16 protein-coding genes are annotated in these 21,617 nt (G+C 61.2%); 9 read left to right on the top strand and 7 right to left on the bottom strand.

Translation table 11 applies throughout. From position 1 onward, the window contains the following. Positions 1-183 precede the first annotated feature (183 nt). Positions 184-1,650, top strand: a complete 1,467-nt coding sequence (locus GE253_RS06065) for a cobyric acid synthase (RefSeq protein ID WP_153203228.1) — start codon at positions 184-186, stop codon at positions 1,648-1,650. 440 nt (positions 1,651-2,090) lie between these two features. On the opposite strand, the gene cbiB is transcribed toward GE253_RS06065, so the two are convergent. Further along, positions 2,091-3,065 carry an adenosylcobinamide-phosphate synthase CbiB gene (gene cbiB, locus GE253_RS06070; protein ID WP_153203229.1) on the bottom strand — a complete coding sequence of 325 codons (975 nt, stop codon included), beginning with the start codon at positions 3,063-3,065 and terminating at the stop codon, positions 2,091-2,093. On the opposite strand from cbiB, the gene cobD reads away from it, so the two are divergent. Both cobD and GE253_RS06080 read left to right on the top strand, forming a co-directional pair. Beyond that, positions 3,064-4,092, top strand: a complete 1,029-nt coding sequence (gene cobD, locus GE253_RS06075; protein WP_247878496.1) for a threonine-phosphate decarboxylase CobD — start codon at positions 3,064-3,066, stop codon at positions 4,090-4,092. The genes cbiB and cobD overlap by 2 nt on opposite strands. A gap of 166 nt (positions 4,093-4,258) precedes the next feature. Continuing rightward, the gene (locus GE253_RS06080; RefSeq protein WP_153203230.1) at positions 4,259-5,497 is read left to right on the top strand and encodes an SGNH/GDSL hydrolase family protein; all 1,239 of its coding nucleotides are present in this window, start codon (positions 4,259-4,261) and stop codon (positions 5,495-5,497) included. 198 nt (positions 5,498-5,695) lie between these two features. Here the strand turns inward: GE253_RS06080 and GE253_RS06085 are convergent, their stop codons facing one another. From GE253_RS06085 to rfbF, 5 genes are read right to left on the bottom strand one after another with little or no spacing between them, the layout of a single operon-like run. Beyond that, positions 5,696-9,031, bottom strand: coding sequence for a glycosyltransferase (locus tag GE253_RS06085; protein WP_153203231.1), 3,336 nt, complete (start codon positions 9,029-9,031; stop codon positions 5,696-5,698). 25 nt (positions 9,032-9,056) lie between these two features. Then, positions 9,057-9,956: an NAD(P)-dependent oxidoreductase gene (locus tag GE253_RS06090; RefSeq protein ID WP_153203232.1), complete on the bottom strand. Its 900-nt coding sequence runs from the start codon at positions 9,954-9,956 to the stop codon at positions 9,057-9,059. Further along, positions 9,953-10,483: a dTDP-4-dehydrorhamnose 3,5-epimerase gene (gene rfbC, locus GE253_RS06095; protein ID WP_153203417.1), complete on the bottom strand. Its 531-nt coding sequence runs from the start codon at positions 10,481-10,483 to the stop codon at positions 9,953-9,955. The genes GE253_RS06090 and rfbC overlap by 4 nt, the downstream gene beginning before the upstream one ends. Then, on the bottom strand, positions 10,483-11,715 hold the full coding sequence (locus tag GE253_RS06100) for a class I SAM-dependent methyltransferase (RefSeq protein ID WP_153203233.1): 1,233 nt from the start codon (positions 11,713-11,715) through the stop codon (positions 10,483-10,485). Before GE253_RS06100 ends, rfbC begins: the two co-directional genes overlap by 1 nt. 52 nt (positions 11,716-11,767) lie before the next feature. Then, positions 11,768-12,535 carry a glucose-1-phosphate cytidylyltransferase gene (gene rfbF / locus GE253_RS06105; protein ID WP_153203234.1) on the bottom strand — a complete coding sequence of 256 codons (768 nt, stop codon included), beginning with the start codon at positions 12,533-12,535 and terminating at the stop codon, positions 11,768-11,770. A gap of 782 nt (positions 12,536-13,317) precedes the next feature. Between rfbF and GE253_RS06110 the strand changes: the two genes are divergently transcribed. Together GE253_RS06110 and GE253_RS06115 are read left to right on the top strand one after the other, a co-directional pair. Continuing rightward, positions 13,318-15,597: a glycosyltransferase gene (locus GE253_RS06110; RefSeq protein WP_153203235.1), complete on the top strand. Its 2,280-nt coding sequence runs from the start codon at positions 13,318-13,320 to the stop codon at positions 15,595-15,597. Next, the gene (locus GE253_RS06115) at positions 15,594-16,754 is read left to right on the top strand and encodes a glycosyltransferase family 92 protein (protein WP_153203236.1); all 1,161 of its coding nucleotides are present in this window, start codon (positions 15,594-15,596) and stop codon (positions 16,752-16,754) included. The genes GE253_RS06110 and GE253_RS06115 overlap by 4 nt, the downstream gene beginning before the upstream one ends. Here the strand turns inward: GE253_RS06115 and GE253_RS06120 are convergent. Beyond that, complete coding sequence (locus tag GE253_RS06120; RefSeq protein WP_247878498.1) at positions 16,737-17,411, bottom strand: HAD family hydrolase; 675 nt, start codon at positions 17,409-17,411, stop codon at positions 16,737-16,739. The genes GE253_RS06115 and GE253_RS06120 overlap by 18 nt on opposite strands. Before the next feature lie 422 nt (positions 17,412-17,833). On the opposite strand from GE253_RS06120, the gene GE253_RS06125 reads away from it, so the two are divergent. From GE253_RS06125 to GE253_RS06140, 4 genes are all read left to right on the top strand, one after another. Next, a complete protein-coding gene (locus tag GE253_RS06125; protein WP_153203237.1) occupies positions 17,834-18,493 on the top strand; it encodes a hydrolase in 660 nt (219 codons plus the stop codon). Positions 18,494-18,727: 234 nt separating this feature from the next. After that, the gene (locus GE253_RS06130; protein WP_153203238.1) at positions 18,728-18,985 is read left to right on the top strand and encodes a DUF1427 family protein; all 258 of its coding nucleotides are present in this window, start codon (positions 18,728-18,730) and stop codon (positions 18,983-18,985) included. An 83-nt stretch (positions 18,986-19,068) separates the two neighbouring features. Next, positions 19,069-20,934, top strand: a complete 1,866-nt coding sequence (locus tag GE253_RS06135; RefSeq protein ID WP_247878499.1) for an amidohydrolase — start codon at positions 19,069-19,071, stop codon at positions 20,932-20,934. A 262-nt stretch (positions 20,935-21,196) separates the two neighbouring features. Further along, positions 21,197-21,616, top strand: a complete 420-nt coding sequence (locus tag GE253_RS06140; protein WP_153203240.1) for a DoxX family protein — start codon at positions 21,197-21,199, stop codon at positions 21,614-21,616. The last annotated feature ends 1 nt before the right edge of the window (position 21,617 follow it).

Here is a 21,617-nt window from a genome sequence, read left to right on the forward strand (position 1 = left end):
AGCACCTCGTTAATGCCTCCCCCGCGAAAGCGGGGGTCCAGGGGCCAGGGGCACCAGAGTGTGGTTCTTGGCAGCCCCTGGTTCCCCGCTTTTGCGGGGAAGGCAGGTGGGGGCAAGGGGGGAACCCAGTCTCCTCTGGTTTATTGCCGACTTAAGAAAACACCCCCAACCCCCGGCCCGCCCATGACCCGCCCCCGCGCATTGATGATCCAAGGCACCGGCTCTGATGTCGGCAAATCCCTGCTGGTGGCCGCCATCGCGCGCGCCTACAGCAACCGGGGGCTGGTGGTGCGGCCCTTCAAGCCGCAGAACATGTCCAACAACGCCGCCGTCACGCCCGATGGGGGGGAGATCGGCCGGGCCCAGGCGCTGCAGGCCCGCGCCTGCCGGGTGGTGCCGTCTGTCCATATGAATCCGGTGCTACTGAAACCGCAAAGCGATATCGGCGCCCAGGTCATTGTCCAGGGCCGCATGATCGGCACCTCCCGCGCGGCCGATTATCAGGCCCGCAAGGGCGAGCTGCTCACCGCCGTGCTGGACAGTTTCGCCCGCATCGGCCAGGGGGCCGATCTGGTGCTGGTGGAAGGGGCGGGCAGCCCGGCGGAAATCAACCTGCGCGCCCGTGACATCGCCAATATGGGCTTTGCCCGGGCGGCCGGCGTGCCCGTCATCCTGGCGGGCGATATTGACCGGGGTGGGGTGATCGCCAGCATCGTCGGCACCCACAATGTGGTCGATGCCGACGACCGCGCCATGATCCGCGGCTATCTGATCAACAAATTCCGCGGCGATATCCGCCTGTTCGATGATGGGCTGGTGGAAATCACCCGCCGCACCGGCTGGCCCAGCTTCGGCGTGCTGCCCTTTCAGCCGGCAGCATCCCGTCTGCCGGCGGAAGATGCGGTGGCTTTGGACAATTGGCGGGGCGGGCAGGGGGCCTTGCGCATTGCCGTGCCCATGCTGTCCCGCATCGCCAATTTTGATGATTTTGATCCTTTGCGCCTGGAACCGGGTGTGGCCGTCACCATGGTGCCGCCGGGCAAGCCCCTGCCGGGCGATGCCGATCTGGTGATCCTGCCCGGCAGCAAGGCCACCATTGCCGATCTGGCCTTCTTGCGCGCCCAGGGCTGGGATATTGACCTGCACGCCCATATCCGCCGGGGTGGGCGGGTGCTGGGCATCTGCGGCGGCTATCAGATGCTGGGCACGCGCATCAGCGACCCGGACGGCATCGAAGGCCCGCCCGCCAGCGTGGCCGGTTTGGGCTGGCTGGATGTGGAAACAGTGCTGACCGGCACCAAAACCCTGGTTGCCGTGACCGGTCATGCCATTGATGCGGATTTACCTTTGACCGGTTACGAAATGCATGTCGGCATCACCAGCGGCCCCGGCCGGGACCGGCCGATGCTGTATCTCAATGGCCCCACCGGCCCGGTGGCGGAAGGGGCCATCGCCCCGGATGGCCTTATCGCCGGCTGCTATATCCACGGCCTGTTCGGCCATGATGCTTTTCGCCGCCATTTCCTCTCCGGCTTCGGCGCCGGCTCCGACCTTGCCTATGACGCCACGGTGGACGCCGCCCTGGACGAACTGGCCGCCGCCTGCGAACGCCATCTGGACCTGGATGGGCTGCTGCGCTGCGCCGGGTGATCTGGAATTATTTCCTATTTTCTGTTAGGGTGCGGAATTTGAACCGGCGGCGGGAGGGGGCAATGCAGGGGGAGGAGACCAGGGGTTTGCCATTTTCGGTGCTGTCTGCTCTGCCCTTCATTCGCCGATGGGCGTGCCGCTCCGCCTTTTCTTGCCTCCCCCGCGAAAGCGGGGGTCCAGGGGCCAGGGGCGCCGGAGCGTGGTGTTCGGCTGCCCCTGGTTCCCCGCTTTCGCGGGGAAGGCAGGTTGAGTTGACGGGAGGGGGAAGCGTAGGGGGGCGCCATCCATTCGGAGCAGCCTTCACCCCAACCAACCCGCCTGCTCAACCACCCCTGCCGACTAACCCATTGACTTCCCACAAAACCACCCCGCACCCCCTCCGCAACAAAACGCGTAAATCTGTTGCGTACTGTTGCGTAGACCCCCTTCCAACTCCGAATTCACCCCATCGCCCAGGCCCAAACCCCGGCCAGCAGCCACAGCCCCGCCAACGCCCGCCAGTACAGCCGCAAGCCCGCTTCGATATCCGCCGCCCCGGCCTCGGCGCGGCCATCGCCCATCCAATGATCATCCACCACCACGCCGGCATAGCGGCGGGGGCCGGCCAGCCGCAGGCCCAGGGCGCCGGCCATGGCGGCTTCCGGCCAGCCGGCATTGGGGCTGCGATGCTTGCCGGCATCACGCCATACTGCGCGCAGCGCCGTGCCGGCCCGTGCGCCCCGCGTCACCGCCGCCGCCCCCACCAGCAACAGGGCCGTCAGCCGCGATGCCGGCAGGTTCACCAGATCGTCCAGCCGGGCAGCGGCCCAGCCGAACGCTTCATGCTTGGGTGTGCGGTGGCCGATCATGCTGTCGGCCGTATTGATCGCCTTATAGGCCAGAATGCCCGGCAGCCCGCCCACCGCCAGCCAGAAGGCCGGGGCCGTCACCCCGTCGGAGAAGTTTTCCGCCAGGCTTTCGATGGCGGCACGGCTGACGCCGGCCTCATCCAGGCTGTTGGGATCACGCCCGACAATATGCGCCACCGCCGCCCGGCCACCCGTCAGCCCCTCGCGCCGCAGCGCTGCCGGCACGGCGGCAACAAAGCGGTAAAGGCTGCGCTGCGCCAGCAGCGCACTGGCCAGCAGCCCCACAATCAAGGCCCCGCCCGGCAGGCCCAGCAGCCATATCTGCAGCGCCCCGCCCATGCCCAAAGCCCCGCCCAGCAGGATCAGCACCGTCAGCACGCCCCCGGCGCGCCGCCAGGGGGCTGGCCAGTGCGGCCGGTTCAGCCAGCGGTCCAGCCGGGAAATCACGGCACCGATCCACACCACCGGATGGCGGATCAGGCGGTAAAGCCCATCCGGGTAACCCAGCAGCGCTTCCAGCAGCAAAGCCAGTGACAGCAAAAGATAAGGCGAGGTCAGGTCGATCATGATGGTGTCAGCCAATAGCATGGAAGCGGGGGCCGCGCAGCCCCATGGCGGGGATCTGGCGGCGGCATCCGCCCTTTTCCCCCAGGCGCCCCGGCCCTGGATCGACCTGTCCACCGGCATCAACCCCTGGCCCTATCCGCTGCCCGACATTCCGGCCAGTGCCTGGGCCCGCCTGCCCGAACCGGCGCAGGAACGCGCCCTGTGTGCGGCGGCCGCCACCGCTTATGGTGTGGCCGATCCGGCCTTGCTGGTGGCGGCCCCTGGTTCGCAAATCCTGATCCAGACCTTGCCCTTCCTGCGGGCGCCGGGCCATGTGCAGGTGCTGGCCCCCACCTATGGTGAACATGCGCCCGCCTGGGCCCGCGCCGGCCATCGGGTGGAACAGGTGGCTGGCCTGCCCAGCCCGGACGGGCCGCTGCCGGATGTGCTGTTGCTGGTCAATCCCAACAATCCCGATGGCCGGATCGTCCCGCCGGCTTCCCTGCTGGCCCTGGCCGATGCGCTGGCGGCGCGCGGTGGCTGGCTGGTGGTGGATGAAGCCTTTTGCGACCTGATGCAGGAGCTCAGCCTTGCCCCCGGCATCGGCCGGCCCGGCCTGCTGGTGCTGCGCTCCTTCGGCAAATTCTATGGGCTGGCCGGTTTGCGCCTGGGCTTCCTGTTGGGGCCGGAAAGCCTGGTTGCGGCCATGGCCGACCGGTTGGGCCCGTGGCGGGTGGCGGGGCCGGCCTTGCTGGTGGCCAGCCAGGCCCTGGCGGATATCGATTGGCAGACGGCCACCCGTGCCCGCCTTGCCAGCGCACATCAGTCCTTGAAGACGGCCTTGACGGAAGCGGGGATTGAGCCGGTCGGTGGAACGGCTCTTTTCCAGCTCGTGCGATCACCAGACGGCGTGGATCTATTTACGGCTTTGGCCCAGGCCGGCTTCTGGACCCGGCGGTTTCCGGATCGTCCCGGTCTGATCCGTCTGGGGCATCCGCCAGATGCACATTCTTTTGGCAGATTATGCCAAATACTCAGAAGTTATTAGGCTATTTTGATATTGAGTATCGGCCTTTATTATTGTGAAGGTCTTCCGCCGCAGGGGGGAATTTAGCCATCTCATTCTACTTATTGGGACTGTCTCTCATTTGTTGGCAATGAACGGGGCTTGCGGTAGTTTCCCTCTTTCGTGACTTGAGAAAAGGGGGATAATCATGCCTGTCGCGGTTTCCTGGCGGAGTTTAGGCGCTTTTGCCCTGGTGGGCACCCTGTTGCTGGGTGGCTGTGCTGGCACGCCATCAGCCGTGGGTACCCATGGGCCGAAGATGGCCAGCAGCCATCATGCCTGGGTTCCAGCCTGGGCCCTGTCCCCGTTGCCGGCTGGCAATAACCCGTCCTTTGATAACCAGACCGTCCGCCAGCTTTTGCCGCTCGTGGCATCGGGTGAGGCTGTGCGGGTGCGGCTCTCCAATGAATTGGGGACGCGGCCAGTGGTGATCGGGGCGGCTCGGCTGGCCCTGGCCGATGCCGATGGCAGCATCCGCCCCGGCAGTGACCGGCCGCTGCTGTTTGGTGGTCAGGCGGGTGCTACGCTGCCGCCCGGTGCGCCCCTGCTTAGCGACCCGCTGCCCGTCAAGGTGGCGGCTGGGGACCGGCTGGTGATCTCCATCCATTATCCGGGGCCTGCCTTTGTGGCTGGCCATCAACCCCTGGTCACCCTTGCCGGCCCCGGCGACCTCACGGCCGCCCCGGTATTGCAGGGTGAAACCAAGCGCGCCCCTACCCTGGTCGGCGCGGTGGAGGTGCTGGCAGCCCAGCCCGCGCCTGTTCTGGTGGCCATCGGCGATAGCATCACCGAAGGCGATAACAGCCACACCAAGCCCACCGGCACCTATCCGGCCAAGCTGGCGGCTCTGCTGGCGGCACGCAAGGATGAAGCGGCCCGCGTGGTGGTGTTGAACCATGGTATTTCTGGTAACCGGCTGCTGCACGACCAGACCGGTGCCAACCTGCTGGCGCGGTTTGACCGGGATGCCTTGGGCCAGCCCGGTGTCAGCCGCGTGGTGTTGCTGATCGGCATCAACGATATCGGCCATAGCATCCGCCGCCCGGAAGAGGTGGTGACCGCGCGTGAACTGATCCAGGGCCTGTCCCAGTTGCGCGACCGCGCCCACACCCAGGGGGTGCAGTTGTTCATCGGCACCATCATGCCCTATGCCGGTGCTGGCTATTATTCCCCGGAAGGGGATGCTGTCCGGCGGGAGGTGAATGATTGGATCCGCCGGAATGAGGGCTTTGACGGGGTGGTGGATTTCGACGCCGCCACCCGCGACCCTGCCAGCCCGTCCCAGTTGCAGCCTGCCTATGATGTGGGCGACAAGTTGCACCCCAGCGATGCCGGCTATGCCGCCATGGCGACGGAAGTCGAGAAGACCCTGTTCGGGGGCAAATGAAAGATCAAAGCGGCGTGGCCGCGCAGACAGTGACGCGTTTGCCGACGCAAGCGATGATAGCACGCTTTTTGGTCATGGTCGAAATTCAAGGACCGGAATCTGGTGGGGTATGCCCCACCAGATTCCGGTTGCGATTTACGGGCATTGGAACCAGACGCCGTATCCATTCGGTTCAACCGAACGCAGCAGAATGAGGTCTCAACCGTTGGAATAGGGATCTTGCTGTTTCAGCAGGTCATTAAGCGGTTGCCGCAACGCGTAATCAATACGATCAGGTGCAAAATTGGGGTTGTGATGCGGATCACGTGCCACATAACGCCCCCAACGCTGGCTGAACAGTTCCACCTCCGCCGGGTTCTGGGCGGTACGGACAGAGGTTTTGCCTTCGAAATGGAACAGCTCGCAGAAAGGCGTGTAGACGTTCCGATAACCGGCTTCCACAGCCTTCAAACAGAAATCGATATCATTATAATCAATGGCAAAGGCTTCATCAAAGCCACCCAACTCATCAATCACCGACTTACGGGTCGCCATGCAGGCACCCGTCAGAACAGTGTAGTTACGGATAGTATGGGTATAGCCATTGTATCCGACGAAATCGCCCGGGAACCCATGATACATGTGGGCTGAATTGCCGTTGACGCCCAACACTACGCCCGCGTGCTGAATGGTTGAGTCCGGATAGAGCAGCTTCGCCCCAACCACGCCGATTTCGGGTGAATGGGAAAATTCCAGCAAGGCCTCCAGCCAATCGGGTGTGATGATCTCCATATCGTCGTTCAGCATGACGAGATGTTCGGTTTTCACCTGCCGGAAACCGAAATTAGCCTTCGCAGAGAAATTGAACGGCGACCGGGGGCCCTTATAGCTGGCAATCTGAATGCCGGTGCGCTCATAACGCTCGCGCTGCTGTGCTGTCAGATTGCCATTATCCACCACCAGTATCCGGTAATTGGGATATGTGGTCTTTGCCTTGATCGACGTGATCAGGTTGTCGATCATATTAAACTCACCGCGACCTTCCACCATAACCAAGCGGTTGTCCGTCGGGATCATGATTGTTACCGGCGGTTTTCCCACCAGATCATGTCGTACACGGAAGAACCCGGTGAGCTTCCCATGTTCCACCTTGGCACTGCCGCCGTACCGGATCCTGACATGATCCTCCAGGGCCCGGAACGCATTCTGCAAGGCCTTCGGTTTGGCATCAATGGCCGCTGCTGCTGAGCCGGGGATCATACGCCAATGATAAAGAATCTCCGGAATGTGAACAATTTCTGTTGTCGATTGCGAAATCCGCAATGCGAGATCGAAGTCCTGCGCCCCTGTATATTCCGCGCGGAACCCCCCAAGCTTCAAGAACAGAGATTTGCGAATAACCTGTAAATGAAGCAGGTACATAACGGACTCCAGATGTTCCGGAGACCAATCAGGCTTGCAATAGTCATCGACATGCTCGCCCTTCTCGTTAATCTTGTCCTCGTCAGTATAAATGTAGTCAACAGACGGCCGTGCATTGATTGTCTCAACAACGCGGAGCAGTGCCATCGGGGGCAGTTCGTCATCATTATCCAGCAGGGCCAGATATTCCCCCGTCGCAACCTCCACGGCAGCGTTGGACGCGCCGGAAATGCCCAGATTCTTGGGGAGATGACGGATTATGATACGTCCATCCTTGCCTTGATACTCTTCCAGCACGGCAAGCGTATCAGCAGAGGTCGATCCGTCATCACACAGGCACAGTTCCCAATTGGGATAATACTGAGCAATGACTGATTCGATACATTTGCGCAGATATTCGCCGGGGACGTTGTAAACTGGTACAATCAGGCTGATGGTTGGTTTCAAAAGCAAATTATTGACACGGGCCTCCCACGGCTTTCCTTTGATGGAGCTGATGGGTAACTTCCATACCGCATCCACACTGCGCCCCCAGTTGCGCACAAAGGGAGGCGGCTCCTGCTGCAGGCCCAATTCCTTCAGACGGCCTTCAATCTGCAGACCGACGGCCTGTTGGGAATTGCGGGTGCGAACATCGCGGGCAGCCTGTGCAGCCTTGAGGGCGGCATCGTCTCTATTTTCATAGACGTGACGCATCAATTGAGCCATGTGGTCAATGGATGGTTCAGCCCAGATAAAACCTTTCAGATAGGGGCCAAGATTCTGATCGATTTCAGTGAGATCATAATCAATCAGGTAGCTATTATCCTTGCTCATGAAGTCCATGTTTCCGGAATAGCCGGTCGCAATGACCGGTTTACCGAGATACATCATCTCCGCAATGTTCAGGCCAAACCCCTCGCTCCGATGCGGTGAAACGAAACAATCACAACATTGTTTCAAGCCGGTGATCTGCGCATCCGTCATCTTCTCCGACATCAACCGGATATTGGAAGCGCGGGCGACACTATAAAGCTTGGTGACGCGGGACCGGTCGGCATTACCGCTGTGATACTTCAACAGCAAATGCACTTTCGGGTCATTGCCGAAGGCCTTTTTGAAAGCCTGCACCAGAGCCAGCGGATTCTTCCGGTCCATCACACTGGACACATCGAAGATGAAACTGAAAATATAGGCATCTTCCGGTAGGCCGAAATAAGCCCGGTCATAGGTCGGATTCGGCGTGTCCAGTTCGACTACCAACGGCATCGCCCGAACCGGCACCGGGGACAAGGTGCTGATGGATTCCGCACAAAAATTGCTGAGCGCCCACACCTCGTCCAGCGCACCGAACTCCTGCAGCCAATCCGGGCGAAAGGCTGCCAGTTCCCAAGCCCAGATGCCGATATTATAGTGATCGTCGAGAATATTTCGGCCATAGATACGCGCCATGTTTGTCAACATGTCGCAGTTCTGCTGAATGATGTTTACGCGATATTGGCCGTTCCAGCTGGGCAGGCGGATGGGAGACTTGCTGGCATCGCCATAACGCGAAATATCAAGGGAAAGCGAATTGAAGGGCACATTCACAGCACCCAGCGCCTGCATATATCCCCGGGCTGCCGTGCCGAGGCCGCTTTTCGCCGACAACGGCGCAAAGAAGTTCACACCGAAAGGGTGTTGCAACAGGCGGTTCATGTCCAAGGAGCGGTCAGCGAAGGGGCGGATGCCCGGTGCTACGCGCGCCTCGAATCGTCCATGATTTAACCAATGCTCAACCGGGGAGGGGACAGAGGCGACATCAGGGTTGAGATGTACATAGCCATATTCGTCGAAATCCGAATAAACCGACGGCGCAAGCGTCGTATCCACCACAGGGGGAGCGGTTGTAAAAGGTGGACGCAGGCCAGCTTCAATTTCGTGCTGGCCATGATGGAGCCAATGTTGATAAGCGGACACGACGGTGCCGGCCGCGACGGCTTCGGCAATATCCGGATAAGCGGCCAGATAGGCTTCTTCATCGAAGTCCTGTGCTTCCCAAAAGCGCGGGGCGTGCGCAGGCTTTTCCGTGGACACCTTTGGCGAAGACGAAAATTCTTCGCCAACTGGCGTCATAGCGTCATCTTCGTTTGAAAGGCTCGTCATGTCGTTCATCTCTAGCCACCTGTCGCACAAATCTTCATAAAGTCGGGGTCTGACCACGCCACCAGTCTACGGTGGCTGCAACCCCGTCTTCTAACCTGTAAACCGGCCTGAAGCCGACCTCATCCCGCAACCTTGTCACATCCGCCGCCAGGCAGGGCGGGTCATTGGCAGCGATTGGACGGGCACCAAAATGGGGCAGGTCGGGCCTGCCTGCGGCTTCAGCCACGGCGGTGATCAGTGTCCGCAAAGGCTGGGGCTCCCCAGATGCAATATTGACAGCCCCCCGCACATCACTATCCAGCAGAGCAGCAAAAGCACTGGCGATATCCTGCACATGCATGAAGTCGCGTATCTGTGTTCCGGCTGTGGTGGGAACGGGCTCACCCCGCAGGCAGCCGATCACCACGTCGCTTACCAGCCGGGCCCTGGCTTCCCCTGGACCGTAAAGAAAGAAAACATGACCCCAGCCGAAGGAAACGCCTTCAAGTCGGGCGCTGGTATCCAGCAGGCGTCGGGTCGTATCCTTTGCCATCCCATAAAGGGTATCCGGTCGATAGGGGGTGTCCCCCTCCTTCAGTTTGCTGAAGCGCCAATCATATTCCGCACAAGTGCCGGCACCAACAAAACGATGCCCGCCTGCTTGGGTGAAGGACCGGTAAAGGTTCAGCGACGCTGCTACCCAGTCCAGATTTTCTGTCGCTGTCCAATAGCGACCGGGCTTCACATACCAAGCCAGATGCAATAGATGCGAGGGTGAAATCCCCCGCACAAGCTGCGTAGTGGCAGCATGATCCAGCAAATCACACCGGTGCATGACGCAATCGGCCAAATCTGTCTGACCGACGGCATGTACTTCGAACCCGCGCTGGACGAGCGGGGCAATGACATGGCGACCGATGAAGCCGGTTGCCCCAGTGACAAGCACCCGTTTCATCGCTGAACTGCCGGATAGCTAAGGTCACGTTCGGCAATCACCGATACGGGCAATGGCCAACTGATCTCCAGGGCTGGATCATCCCAGCGCACGCCCCGGGCCAGTTCTGGCGCATAGATGTCGCCCATCAGATAGAAAACCTCAGTTGTATCAACCAGGGTCTGGAATCCATGGGCAAAGCCAGGGGGAATATAGAGCATCAGACCGTTCTCGGCACTCAGTTCCACCCCCACGCTGCGATGCAGCGTGGGGGAGCCGGGGCGCAGATCGACGATCACATCGTAAATCGCCCCCCGGGTACAACGAACGACCTTCGGCTCCTCATGCGGGGCCAGTTGGTAATGCATTCCCCGGACGGTGCCCGCCTTGGCATTGAATGACACATTGGATTGCGGAAAATGTGTCGGCAGGCCGGCCCGCGCAAACTCCTCCGTACAAAATACCCGGGCAAAAAAGCCACGCTCATCGGATCGGCGTTCCGGTTCAATGAGAATTGCGTCGGATATTTCCAGAGGATGGAAGTGCATCAAAACACCTCAAGCTTCGGAATGGCGGTCACAAAACGTCCCCCCCATTCACGGATATGCCTCATCTGCCCGGCAATCTCATCCTTGAGATTCCACGGCAGAATCAGCAGATAGTCCGGCTTCTGCTTGGTGATTTCCTCCACACTCAGCACGGGGATGCGCACGCCGGGCAGGAAACTGTTCTGCTTCACAGGGTTCAGATCAACCGTGAATGCCAGATGCTGGGGGCCGACACCACAATAATTCAGCAAGGTATTCCCCTTCGCAGGGGCCCCATAGCCAGCCACCCGCTTGCCGGTGCGGCGTGCTTCAATCAGGAATTCCAGCAACGCGTCCTTGACCTCTGCTACACGGTCGGCAAACGCATCATAAACCGCGAAATCATTCAACCCCTGTGCCGTCTCGGCGACGAGCAGGGCGTCGACCGCCGGTGTCTGCACATGCGATGCTGCCTGATGGCAGGCAAAGACGCGCAGCGACCCGCCGTGGGTGGGGAGTTCCTGTACATCGAAAACCCGCAGGCCTTGTGCAGCCAGGATGCTGCGGACCGGCCCAAGCGCCAGATATGAGAAATGTTCGTGATAGATCGTGTCAAACTGCGCGCTCTCAATCAAACGGGCCAGATGCGGGAACTCAAAGGTCACCACACCTTCCGGCTTCAGCATTTCCCGGAAACCGGCTACGAAGTCGCTGATGTCGGGCACATGGGCCAGCACATTATTGGCTGCCATAAGGTCGGCTTTGCCATAGGTGGCTGCCAGCACCTGCGCACTGCGGGCATGGAAGAAGGTGCTCTCCGTCCGCACGCCCTTCGCCTGGGCCGCCCGGGCACAGTTCGCGGCCGGTTCAATCCCGGTTACCGGGACTCCGCGCTGAACGAAATATTGCAGCAGATAGCCGTCATTGCTGGCCACTTCCGCCACATGGTGATCGGGGCCGATGCCAAAACGCTCCACCATCGCCGCCACATAGGCTTCGGCATGACGCAGCCAGCTTGAGGAGAAGGAGGAAAAATAGGCATATTCGTCAGAGAAAATCTTCTCCGGCGTTTCGAATTCCCCAAGCTGAACAAGGTAACATTTTTCGCAAACGTAGGTGTGCAGCGGGTAAAACACCTCGCCCTGCTCAGCCTTGTCCATGGGCACAAAGGAATTCGCCAGGGGCGACATTCCCAGATCCACGAAAGTGCGGGAAAGGGGGGTACGGCACGCACGGCAACTGAATTGGGTCATAATGGCGTCCTGACGAGCCTGTTTCACGATAGCGGACAAGTATGGATCTGGATCACCAAGTTTTCCACGGGGCGGCATTCGCCTGCCACAGCGACTCCAGGTACTTCTTGTCTCGCAATGTATCCATCGGCTGCCAGAAGCCTGTGTGCAGATAGGCTGCCAACTGGCCATCGGCTGCCAAGCCTTCCAACGGCTCCTGCTCCCAGATCGTCTCATCGCCGCTGATTCGGTCGATTACCTTGGGCGAGAGGACGAAAAACCCGCCATTGATGAGACCGCCATCCCCCTGCGGCTTTTCCAGAAAGCGCTGCACAACGCCATTCTCGATATCCAGCGCCCCGAAGCGTCCCGGCGGACGCACCGCCGTAACCGTAGCCTGCTTGCCTGCGGCGCGGTGATGGGCCAGCAGCGCCGTGACATCGACATTGGCGACACCGTCGCCGTAGGTCATCATGAAATCATCGTCGCCCAGCAGATCCCGCACGCGACGAAGACGCCCACCGGTCATAGACCCTTGGCCCGTATCGACCAAAGAGACGCTCCAATCTTCACCCGAACTGCGGTGAACCTCAAACTTACCGGTGCGTGTATTAACAGTAATGTCACTGGCATGGGACCAGTAGTTCACGAAATATTCTTTAATCGCATACCCTTTGTAGCCCAGGCATACAACAAAATCGCGCACCCCATGCTGGGCGTATATTTTCATGATATGCCATATGATGGGATATCCGCCAATTTCTACCATTGGCTTGGGACGAACCTCCGTCTCCTCAGCCAACCGCGTACCGGAACCACCCGCAAGAATGACAGCCTTCATTTCGAGCCTACCATGTCACAATGCGCCTTACGCAAATTTTAGAATGTGTCTGAGCACAAGATTAAAGCAGCTTCCCCAGCCGCGCGACAAAGTTTCAACTCTCCGCACGGGATTCCCAGTCTGCCTTACGGACAGCCCCCATCCGACAAATGGTTAAGCAATTACTAAAACATACCATTTTAGAAAAATTACCACAAGTGGGCACTAGGGTCCAGACTCATTCAGATCCAGTACGCCATAATGGTTGCGACTGCGAGAGAGGAGAGGAAGTTCCCGGTCCGCGTGTCGTATCGGGCGACAATGCATCTGAACTCCCTGATTCGGCAATAGTCAGCTTTCAACATCAGTCAAAACTTATTCCCAACCTTATCGGGGTCGATGGGGACATTGTGCGACTTTCTTTCGGGAATAGTCGGATTTTAACCTTTTTCTTGATCCAGGCGTCTGATTCGTCGTTTCCATACCCCTTGTCAGGTGGGGTATCGCTGAACCGATCCTCTCTGTCGGTGGGTTTCTGCAAGGTTAATGACGGAAACGTTGCCGGCCGCCGCGCGCAAGACGTCCCGGGAACATGGCGGGACCAACGGGGGGCGTTTTTGCAGCCTGTCGGTTTCTGGATGTGGCAATCGCCTGCGCGGCGATGAAGCGTTGGTCGCCGACAACGGACCGCGCAATGATGTGCCGACGCCTCAGGCAGCCGGAACCCCGCGCGGGGATGTTCCCCTGGCGGCAGCGGAAGTGCTATTCTGGTGTACAGATTTGTTTCAGCGTGGATTTTCCTCATGACTTTATCGCCCTGCCAGGGTTGGGTCGAAGAATATGTTGCCGGTGCCCTGACGGGCTGGATATACCGGCCCGGCGCGGGGGGAGCACCTTTATTGCTGCTGGCGTTGGTGGATGGGGTGGCGCGGGGCGCCTGCCTGGCTAATCTCTATCGCGGCGATCTGGTCAGCGCCGGGGTCGGTGAAACCGGCTATCATGGGTTTCGCCTGACAATGGCGTTGGCTCCCGGCGAAACGGTACAGCTGGTGGATCCGCAGGATGGCGTCCCGCTGCTGTCTCCGTTCACCCGGCCGCTGATCATGCTTGACCCGACCGCGCCGACAGAGCGGGCGGATTGCCGGTTTGGCAATATCGATACAAATGTCGGTACCAGCATCGATGGATGGTGCTGGAACCCCGCTGCACCGGAAAAACACCTGACAGTTATGGCTCTGGTCGAAGGTGTGGTGGTGCAGGAAACCGTGGCTGGCAAGCAGCGCGGCGATCTGGTGGAGGCCGGGATCGGCGAAGGTGATCATGCCTTCACCTTGGACATGCCTTTCTGGATGCTGGATGGTCGCAAGCGGCTGGTGCATGTTCATGCCGAGGGGATTGGGCTGCTGAACAACAGCCCCGTCAGCTTTCAATCGACCGCGCGGGGGCCCCAGCACCTGCTGGCGCAGTTGGCTGCCGCCGTGCCACCCGAGCGGCAGGAGGAGTTGGAGGGCACCCGTCAGCTGCTAGCCGCTTTCCTGGCGGAAAACAATGTCATCCACCCCCGTTCCATCGGCTTCGCGCGCTATGAGGAATGGCTGGCCGCAATGCAGATGGACCTGCCCCCCAACCCCACGCCGCAACTGAGATGGCCGCTGGAAGGCCCGACGCCGGAGGATACTGTCTTCCGCTGTCAGGCGGCGGCCGGCGATATCCTGTTCCTGATTGATGCCGGGGTCCGGCTGCTGCCCGGCGCGCTGGACCGCGCGCTGACAATCTTCACCCAGACAGATGCCGATCTGCTTTATACCGACGCCGATATGCGCCTGCCCGGCAAACCGGCGGTTCCCTGGTTCCGACCGGATTGGAACTATGACCTGTTCCTGAGCCAGGATTATATGCGTGGCCTGGTGCTGGTGCGCGCAGCGCTGCTGGATCAAGCGCAGCCGCTGGCGTCGCTGCCCGCCGTCAAGATGATGGCGACCGAACAGGCGCGGCCTGGCAAGATCATCCACCTGCCGGAAATCTGGGCCAGTATTGAGCGACAGGCGGAAAACCAGGCCCTCTGGCTGGATGTTGTCACGGGACATATGCAGCGCCGGGGCTTTGCCGGGGGCAGCGTAGCGTTGCATCCGCGCTGGCCTGATCTCCGCCGTGTCCAATGGCCCCGGCCGGCGTGGCAGGCGCCGCTGATCAGCCTGATCATCCCCACCCGCGACCGGCTGGACCTGCTGCGCCCCTGTATTGACAGCATTCTGACCCGGACCCGGTATCGACCGTTCGAGATTATTATTATTGATAATCAAAGCCAGGAGCCGGAAACCCTGTCCTATTTGGCGCAGGGAAGTCGCCAGGGTCGCTTCCGGGTTCTTTCTTATGATGCCCCTTTTAATTATGCTGACATGAACAATCAGGCGGCCCAGGTGGCTCAGGGGACTGTGCTGGGCTTCATCAACAATGATGTGGAACTGATCAGCCCCGACTGGCTGGGGGAGGCTGTCAGCTTGCTTGCCCGACCGGAGGTAGGGGCCGTTGGCGCCCGCCTGCGCTTTGCCAATGGCATGATCCAGCATGGCGGCGTGGTGGTGGGGACCGGGGGGTTGGCGGAAAACGCGTTCCAGCAATGTCATGTTGATGATGAGGGCTATTTCGGCCGCACTCAGGTCGCTGGCAATTACTCTGCCGTAACAGCGGCTTGTCTGTTCTGCCGTAAGACAGACTTTCTGGCCGTCGGCGGGTTTGATGCGCAAAACCTGCCGGTCGCCTTTAATGATGTTGATCTCTGCCTGCGCTTGCGTCAGCAAGGCTTCCTGCTGGTATGGACACCGGCGATCGACCTTTTCCATTATGAATCTGTCAGCCGGGGACGTGACATGGCACCTGAACGACGGGCCAGATCCATGAAAGAAGAACAATATATGCGTCACCGCTGGTATCATCAGGCCATGTCGGACCCTGCCTACAATCCCAACCTGAACCTGGATGGCCGGCCGTTCCGGGGACTGGCCCTTCCGTCCCGGCACTGCTGGGGAGGGCCATTGCCTGGCGTAGCCACGCTGTCTGCCGGTCAGGAGGATGCAGTATGATCTACGGTCATTTCGACCGGCTGGCCGGTCGGCATGTGGCGGGATGGGCTTTTAACCGCACCATACCGAACCAGCGATTGACTGTACGCGTGCTGGTGGACGGGGTGGAGCAGGCGGCCGCCATCGCCGACCAGTACCGGCCGGACCTGGAGGATGCCGGGATCGGCGATGGTGCCCATGCCTTCACCCTGGTATTGCCTCCCCAGGCCATGGATGGCAAGCCCCATCAACTGGTGGTGGAGGTGGAGGGGGCACCCCTGCTGGGAACGCCGGTGGATGTGGTGCTGCCCAATCTGCACTACAGCCCATTGCCGGCCCCGAACCCGGTACCGCCCATTGGCCTGGCCATCTGTGCCATCGCCAAGGACGAGGACAGCTATCTGCTGGAATGGCTGGCCTATCACCGGGTGGTCGGGGTGGATCATTTCGTGATTTTTGATAATGACAGCAGCGACGCCACCAGCCGCATCCTCTCCCGGCTGTCACAGCAGGGCTGGCTGGACCATGTGCCCTGGCCCACCCAGCCGGACCGCACCCCGCAGGAACCCGCCTATCAGGAGGGGGTTCGGCGCCTGAATGGTCGCGCCCGCTGGGTCGCCTTCATCGATCTGGATGAATTTATCCAGCCTTTGGGAAATGATGATGTCCGCATCGTGCTGGCGGATTATCAGGGGGTGGGCGGATTGATGCTGCCATGGCGGATTTTCGGTTCCGGCGGGCGGCAGGTGGCGGGCGAGGGGCTGGTGATGGAGCGTTTCACCTGGCGGGCAGCCGAAGACCACCCGGTCAATGCCACGGTTAAAACCATCGCCCGACCGGAGCTGGTGGCAAGGGTTGGCGTACACACGCCGGGCCTGTCGGCTGGCTTTCTGGTAGATGAGAATTTCACCGTGGCCGGTGCCCATGGCGATCCGGACCGGCATGTGGTGCCCCAAGCCCGCCGGCTGGTGCTGAACCATTATTTCTGCAAATCCTGGCAGGAATGGGAACGCAAGCGCGATCGGGGCATCGCTACCGCCTTGCCCGGCTCCCCCACCCATATCCGGCCCGACAGCCATTTCCACAGCCATGACGTTAATGATGTGGAGGATAAGACCATTCTGCGTTTTCGTGATCGGGTGCGGGCGGAAATGCAGCGCCTAGCCGCCGCTCTCTGAACCGGTTGGCACCAGCCGCCGCACCTGGTGCAGCAGGCCCGCCCTATCCAGCAGATGGCCGCGAATGCGGGCGGCCTCTGCTGCCTGCAGGTCACTGGGCCGGTCGCCGATCAGGAAGCTGCGTTGCATATCCACCGGCCAGCAACGGGCCAGATCCAGGATCATGCCGGGGCCGGGCTTTCGCCAGTCATGTGCCCGGCGATATTCTGGCAGCACCGCTTCGGGATGGTGGGGGCAGTAACGCCAGTCATCAATCTGCGCGCCAGCCAGGCGTAATTGCGCCTGCATCCAGCGGTGCAGGTGCTGCACCGCCGCTTCGTCATAAAAGCCACGGGCGACACCGGATTGGTTGGTGACGACAAAAACCAGGTAGCCTGCGTCGTTGAGATGGCGAATGGCTGCCGGCACGCCCGGCAGCCAGATGATCTGATCAGGGCGATGGGCGTAACCGACATCCTGGTTCAGCACGCCGTCACGATCCAGAAAGGCGGCGGGTTGGCAGGGACCGGCACCAGCCTCCTTTCCCCTGGGGGATTGGTTTAGCGGGGCACCGGGATCGCCGGTTGTGTCACCCGGCCCATGCTGGCGCCGCTTCATCAGATCAGACCACCCATCATCCATGCCGCCCGCCGCCGCGACCTTGCCGGTGAAAGCCATGCGCAGACGCCCCGCCGGCCCTTGAAGGAAATATCCAGCGCCCGTTGCAGCATCACCCGCCCGCTGGCACCCGCGACATCGCGGCCACATACAGCCGCAGCCAAATATTGCCGGATTTTGGGTAAGATGCCAGCCAGACAATGACGGACATGTTCGGATCTTGGGGCTGTTGGCAGGTAGGCACCGGTGATCAAAGCCGGTCGGTATTCATCGTCAACTGATGACCGCGCGGAATGGTTCGCTGTTAAAAGTTCTAAAGCCCGGCAATCCGCACAAGCATCGGCGGCCAATCTGGTTAAGATCGGCAGCGAACATCATCGAACAGCTTGTTCAGCCTTCCATACACGATCCCGCACAGATCAGGGCCATAGCGCTTCTGGCAAGGCCCACCCATGCCTGCAACCCTTGAAGGAACCGATCCCATGTCCATCAAAGCCACCCCGACGCCCGGCCCGCTGCTGCTGTCCCCCCAGGATCACACGCTGATCATGATCGATTTCCAGTCGCAGATGGCCTTTGCGACCAAGTCGATCGATGCGGTGGAACTGCGCAACAATGCCGCCCTGGTTGCCCATGCCGCCAACGGTTTCGGTGTTTCCACCATCCTGACCACCGTGGCGGAAAGGAGCTTCTCCGGCCCGATGTTTGCTGAAATCACCGAGGCTTTCCCCGGTCAGAAGCTGCTGGATCGCACCTCCATGAACACCTGGGAAGATGCCCCGGTGATCGCGGAAGTGAACAAGATCGGCAAGGGTCGCCTGGTGTTCTGCGGCCTGTGGACGTCGGTCTGCATCGTCGGCCCCACCCTGTCGGCCCTGGCCCAGGGCTATGAGGTCTATGTGATCGCCGATGCCTGCGGCGACGTTTCCACCGAAGCGCATGACCGCGCCATGGACCGCATGGTGCAGGCCGGCGTTCGTCCGATGACTTCGCTGCAGTACATGCTGGAATTGCAGCGCGATTGGGCCCGTACCGAGACCTATGACATGACCACCGGTATCGCCAAGAAGTTCGGCGGCGCCTATGGGCTGGGCATCATCTATGCCAAGACCATGTTTGGTGCGTCGGAAGGCGCGCATTAAGGGATGTTGGGGCCTGGCCGGTGGAGGCACTGCTTCTCCGGCCAGGCCTGCTTTTGTGAGTCCGTCCAGCAAATTGTTTCCGCTCCCCTTAACCGTCATTCCCGCGAAGGCGGGAATCCAAACAACGCTTCCACCGGATAGTGTTGGGCAGATGGCTCTGTCGTATGGATTCCCGCCTTCGCGGGAATGACGGAAGGGAGGGCAGTTACTCCCCCACCCAGGAGCCCGCCTCCCATGAAGCCCTATCTCCTCTCGCTTGCCGCCGGGCTGCTGGTCGGTGTGATCTACAGCCTGTTGAATGTGCGCTCCCCCGCGCCGCCTACCATCGCCCTGATCGGGCTGCTGGGCATCCTGCTGGGCGAACAGGTCGTTCCCGTGGCCAAGCGGCTGTTTGGCGGTGAGTCCGTTGTCTCCTACCTGCGCACCGGCTGTGCCAACCATGTGATGGGCCGGCTGCCGGACGCGCAGGACAGCGAAGGCCGCCCGACATGACCGGGCCAACGCGTCGCGGCACCCTGGCGGGTGCCGCATCCCTTTTCATCACCCCGTTCCTTGCCGACCCTGGGAGAGCCGCCATGCCCGGCACCGATCTGATCCTCACCAACGCCAAGATCACCACGCTGGACCGCGCCAACCCGCAGGCCCAGGCGGTCGCCATCCGCGACGGGCGCTTCCTGGCCGTCGGGTCGGAAGCAGAGGTGCGCGCGGCGGCAGCCCCTGATGCCAAGATCATCGACGCCAAGGGACGGCGCGTCATCCCCGGCCTGATCGACAGCCATATGCACATCATCAGGGGGGGGCTGAATTACAATATGGAATTGCGCTGGGACGGGGTGCCCACCCTGGCCGATGCCATGGCCATGCTGAAGAAGCAGGCCGAGGTGACGCCGCCGCCGCAATGGGTTCGGGTTGTCGGCGGCTTCACCGAACATCAGTTCGCCGAAAAGCGCCTGCCGACGTTGGAGGAGATCAACCAGGCGGCCCCGGATACCCCGGTCTTCATCCTGCATCTCTATGACCGGGCGCTGCTGAACCGGGCCGCCCTGCGCGTTGTCGGCTATACGCGCGATACGCCCAACCCGCCGGGAGGGGAGATCATCCGCGATGGCAATGGGGAGCCGACCGGCCTGCTGCTGGCCAAGCCCAACGCCACCATTCTTTATTCCACGCTGGCCAAGGGGCCGAAGCTGGCCCCGGAATATCAGATCAACTCCACCCGCCATTTCATGCGGGAAATGAACCGGCTGGGTGTGACCGGGGTGATTGATGCCGGTGGCGGCTTCCAGAATTATCCCGACGATTACCAGATCATTGAGAAGCTGCATGGGGATGGCGAGCTGACGCTGCGCATCTCCTACAACCTGTTCACGCAGAAGCCGAAACAGGAACTGGCGGATTTCTCTGGCTGGTCGAAACAGGTGAAGCCGGGCCAGGGCGACGATACCTATCGCCATAATGGCGCCGGTGAAATGCTGGTCTATTCCGCCGCTGACTTTGAGGATTTCCGGGTGGAGCGGCCGGAGATGCCGCCCAATATGGAAAGCGACCTGGAACCGGTGGTCCGCCTGCTGGTGGAAAATCGCTGGCCCTGGCGGTTGCACGCCACCTACAACGAAACCATCACCCGCGCGCTGGATGTGTTTGAAAAGGTGAACCGGGATCTGCCCTTCGACGGGCTGCATTGGTTCTTCGACCATGCCGAAACCATCGATCAGCGCAATATCGACCGCATCGCGGCCCTGGGCGGCGGCATCGCCGTGCAGCACCGCATGGCCTATCAGGGTGAATATTTCGTCGAACGTTATGGCGCCAAGGCGGCCGAGGCGACACCCCCCATCGCCAAGATGTTGGCGGCCGGCGTGCCGGTGGGGGCAGGGACGGATGCCACCCGGGTTGCCAGCTATAACCCCTGGGTCTCGCTGTCCTGGCTGGTGACGGGCCGTACCGTGGGCGGCCTGTCGCTCTACCCCAACACCAACCGGCTGGACCGGGAAACGGCGCTCCGCCTGTGGACGGAGGCCAATACCTGGTTCTCCAACGAACAGGGCAAGAAGGGGCAGGTGAAGGCGGGCCAGTTGGCCGATCTGGTGGTGCTGTCAGACGATTATTTCAGCGTGCCGGAAAGCGAGATTCTGCACATCACGTCGGTCCTGACCCTGCTGGGCGGCAAGGTGGTGCATGGGGCCGGTGATTACGGCCCGCTGGCCCCGGCCCTGCCCAAGCCGATGCCCGACTGGTCGCCGGTCGCCACCTTCGGCGGCTATTACCAGCCGGCGCGGGACAAGGATGGCAAACTGCTGAAAATGGGCTCGCTCTGTGGCTGTGCATCTGCCTGCGGGGTCCATGGGCATGACCATGCGGTGGCCCTGGGGGCCAACGTGCCGGCGGCGGATGCCGGCGGGTTCTGGGGGGCGTTCGGGTGCGGGTGCTGGGCGGTGTGAGGGGCTGGCCTCGGGAGTACAGTCCACCTTTCAGCTTCCTTTCACGATTTTATCGTCTCTAACGCCGCTCTTACCTTTCTAACCGTCATTCCCGCGAAGGCGGGAATCCATAACCCGTTCTGTTGTTTGGATTCCCGCCTTCGCGGGAATGACGGAAAGGATTGGTTTGCTAGAAGAGCGAAAAATGGAGAGGGCTCAACAACTGCTCAAGCCCTTTTGGCCGGATCTGAACAGCCCCCAACCGAAACGAAAGCCCCCACCCATGCGCGACACGCCGGCCCCTCTGGCCTCCCTGCTCACCGCACCCTGGTTCGATCTGGCCGCGCGTGTGCTGTTGACACTGCCTTTCTGGACCAGCGGCATCGCCAAGCTGTTCGACCTGCCGGGCGCCCTGGCGGAGGCGGCGCATTTCGGGCTGGAACCGGCCTGGCTCACTGTCATCGCCACGGTGCTGGTACAGATCGGCGGGTCGGTGCTGCTGATCTGGGGCCGGTTTGCCTGGGTAGGGGCGGGGGCGCTGGGGGTGTTCACCGCGCTGGCCACCCTGATCGCCCATCCGTTCTGGACTATCGCTGACCCGATGGTCCGCTTTCATGAACGCAATACCTTTCTGGAACATGGCGGGTTGATCGGCGGGCTTGTGCTTGTCGCCATCCTGTCATGCCGGCGGCGGGGGGTGTGAT

Origin of the sequence: Niveispirillum sp. SYP-B3756 (assembly GCF_009495745.1) — a bacterium.
In the GTDB taxonomy this organism is placed as follows: domain Bacteria; phylum Pseudomonadota; class Alphaproteobacteria; order Azospirillales; family Azospirillaceae; genus Niveispirillum.

Excerpts from the sequence above, each read along its gene's own strand:
- GE253_RS06140 (WP_153203240.1), top strand. The coding sequence starts at position 21,197 with ATGCGCGACACGCCGGCCCCTCTGGCCTCCCTGCTCACCGCACCCTGG.
- GE253_RS06090 (WP_153203232.1), bottom strand. The coding sequence starts at position 9,956 with ATGAAACGGGTGCTTGTCACTGGGGCAACCGGCTTCATCGGTCGCCAT.
- cbiB (WP_153203229.1), bottom strand. The coding sequence starts at position 3,065 with ATGATCGACCTGACCTCGCCTTATCTTTTGCTGTCACTGGCTTTGCTG.
- rfbF (WP_153203234.1), bottom strand. The coding sequence starts at position 12,535 with ATGAAGGCTGTCATTCTTGCGGGTGGTTCCGGTACGCGGTTGGCTGAG.
- GE253_RS06125 (WP_153203237.1), top strand. The coding sequence starts at position 17,834 with ATGTCCATCAAAGCCACCCCGACGCCCGGCCCGCTGCTGCTGTCCCCC.
- cobD (WP_247878496.1), top strand. The coding sequence starts at position 3,064 with ATGATGGTGTCAGCCAATAGCATGGAAGCGGGGGCCGCGCAGCCCCAT.
- GE253_RS06130 (WP_153203238.1), top strand. The coding sequence starts at position 18,728 with ATGAAGCCCTATCTCCTCTCGCTTGCCGCCGGGCTGCTGGTCGGTGTG.
- GE253_RS06110 (WP_153203235.1), top strand. The coding sequence starts at position 13,318 with ATGACTTTATCGCCCTGCCAGGGTTGGGTCGAAGAATATGTTGCCGGT.
- GE253_RS06085 (WP_153203231.1), bottom strand. The coding sequence starts at position 9,031 with ATGAACGACATGACGAGCCTTTCAAACGAAGATGACGCTATGACGCCA.
- GE253_RS06135 (WP_247878499.1), top strand. The coding sequence starts at position 19,069 with ATGCCCGGCACCGATCTGATCCTCACCAACGCCAAGATCACCACGCTG.
- GE253_RS06120 (WP_247878498.1), bottom strand. The coding sequence starts at position 17,411 with ATGGCTTTCACCGGCAAGGTCGCGGCGGCGGGCGGCATGGATGATGGG.
- GE253_RS06115 (WP_153203236.1), top strand. The coding sequence starts at position 15,594 with ATGATCTACGGTCATTTCGACCGGCTGGCCGGTCGGCATGTGGCGGGA.
- GE253_RS06065 (WP_153203228.1), top strand. The coding sequence starts at position 184 with ATGACCCGCCCCCGCGCATTGATGATCCAAGGCACCGGCTCTGATGTC.
- rfbC (WP_153203417.1), bottom strand. The coding sequence starts at position 10,483 with ATGCACTTCCATCCTCTGGAAATATCCGACGCAATTCTCATTGAACCG.
- GE253_RS06100 (WP_153203233.1), bottom strand. The coding sequence starts at position 11,715 with ATGACCCAATTCAGTTGCCGTGCGTGCCGTACCCCCCTTTCCCGCACT.
- GE253_RS06080 (WP_153203230.1), top strand. The coding sequence starts at position 4,259 with ATGCCTGTCGCGGTTTCCTGGCGGAGTTTAGGCGCTTTTGCCCTGGTG.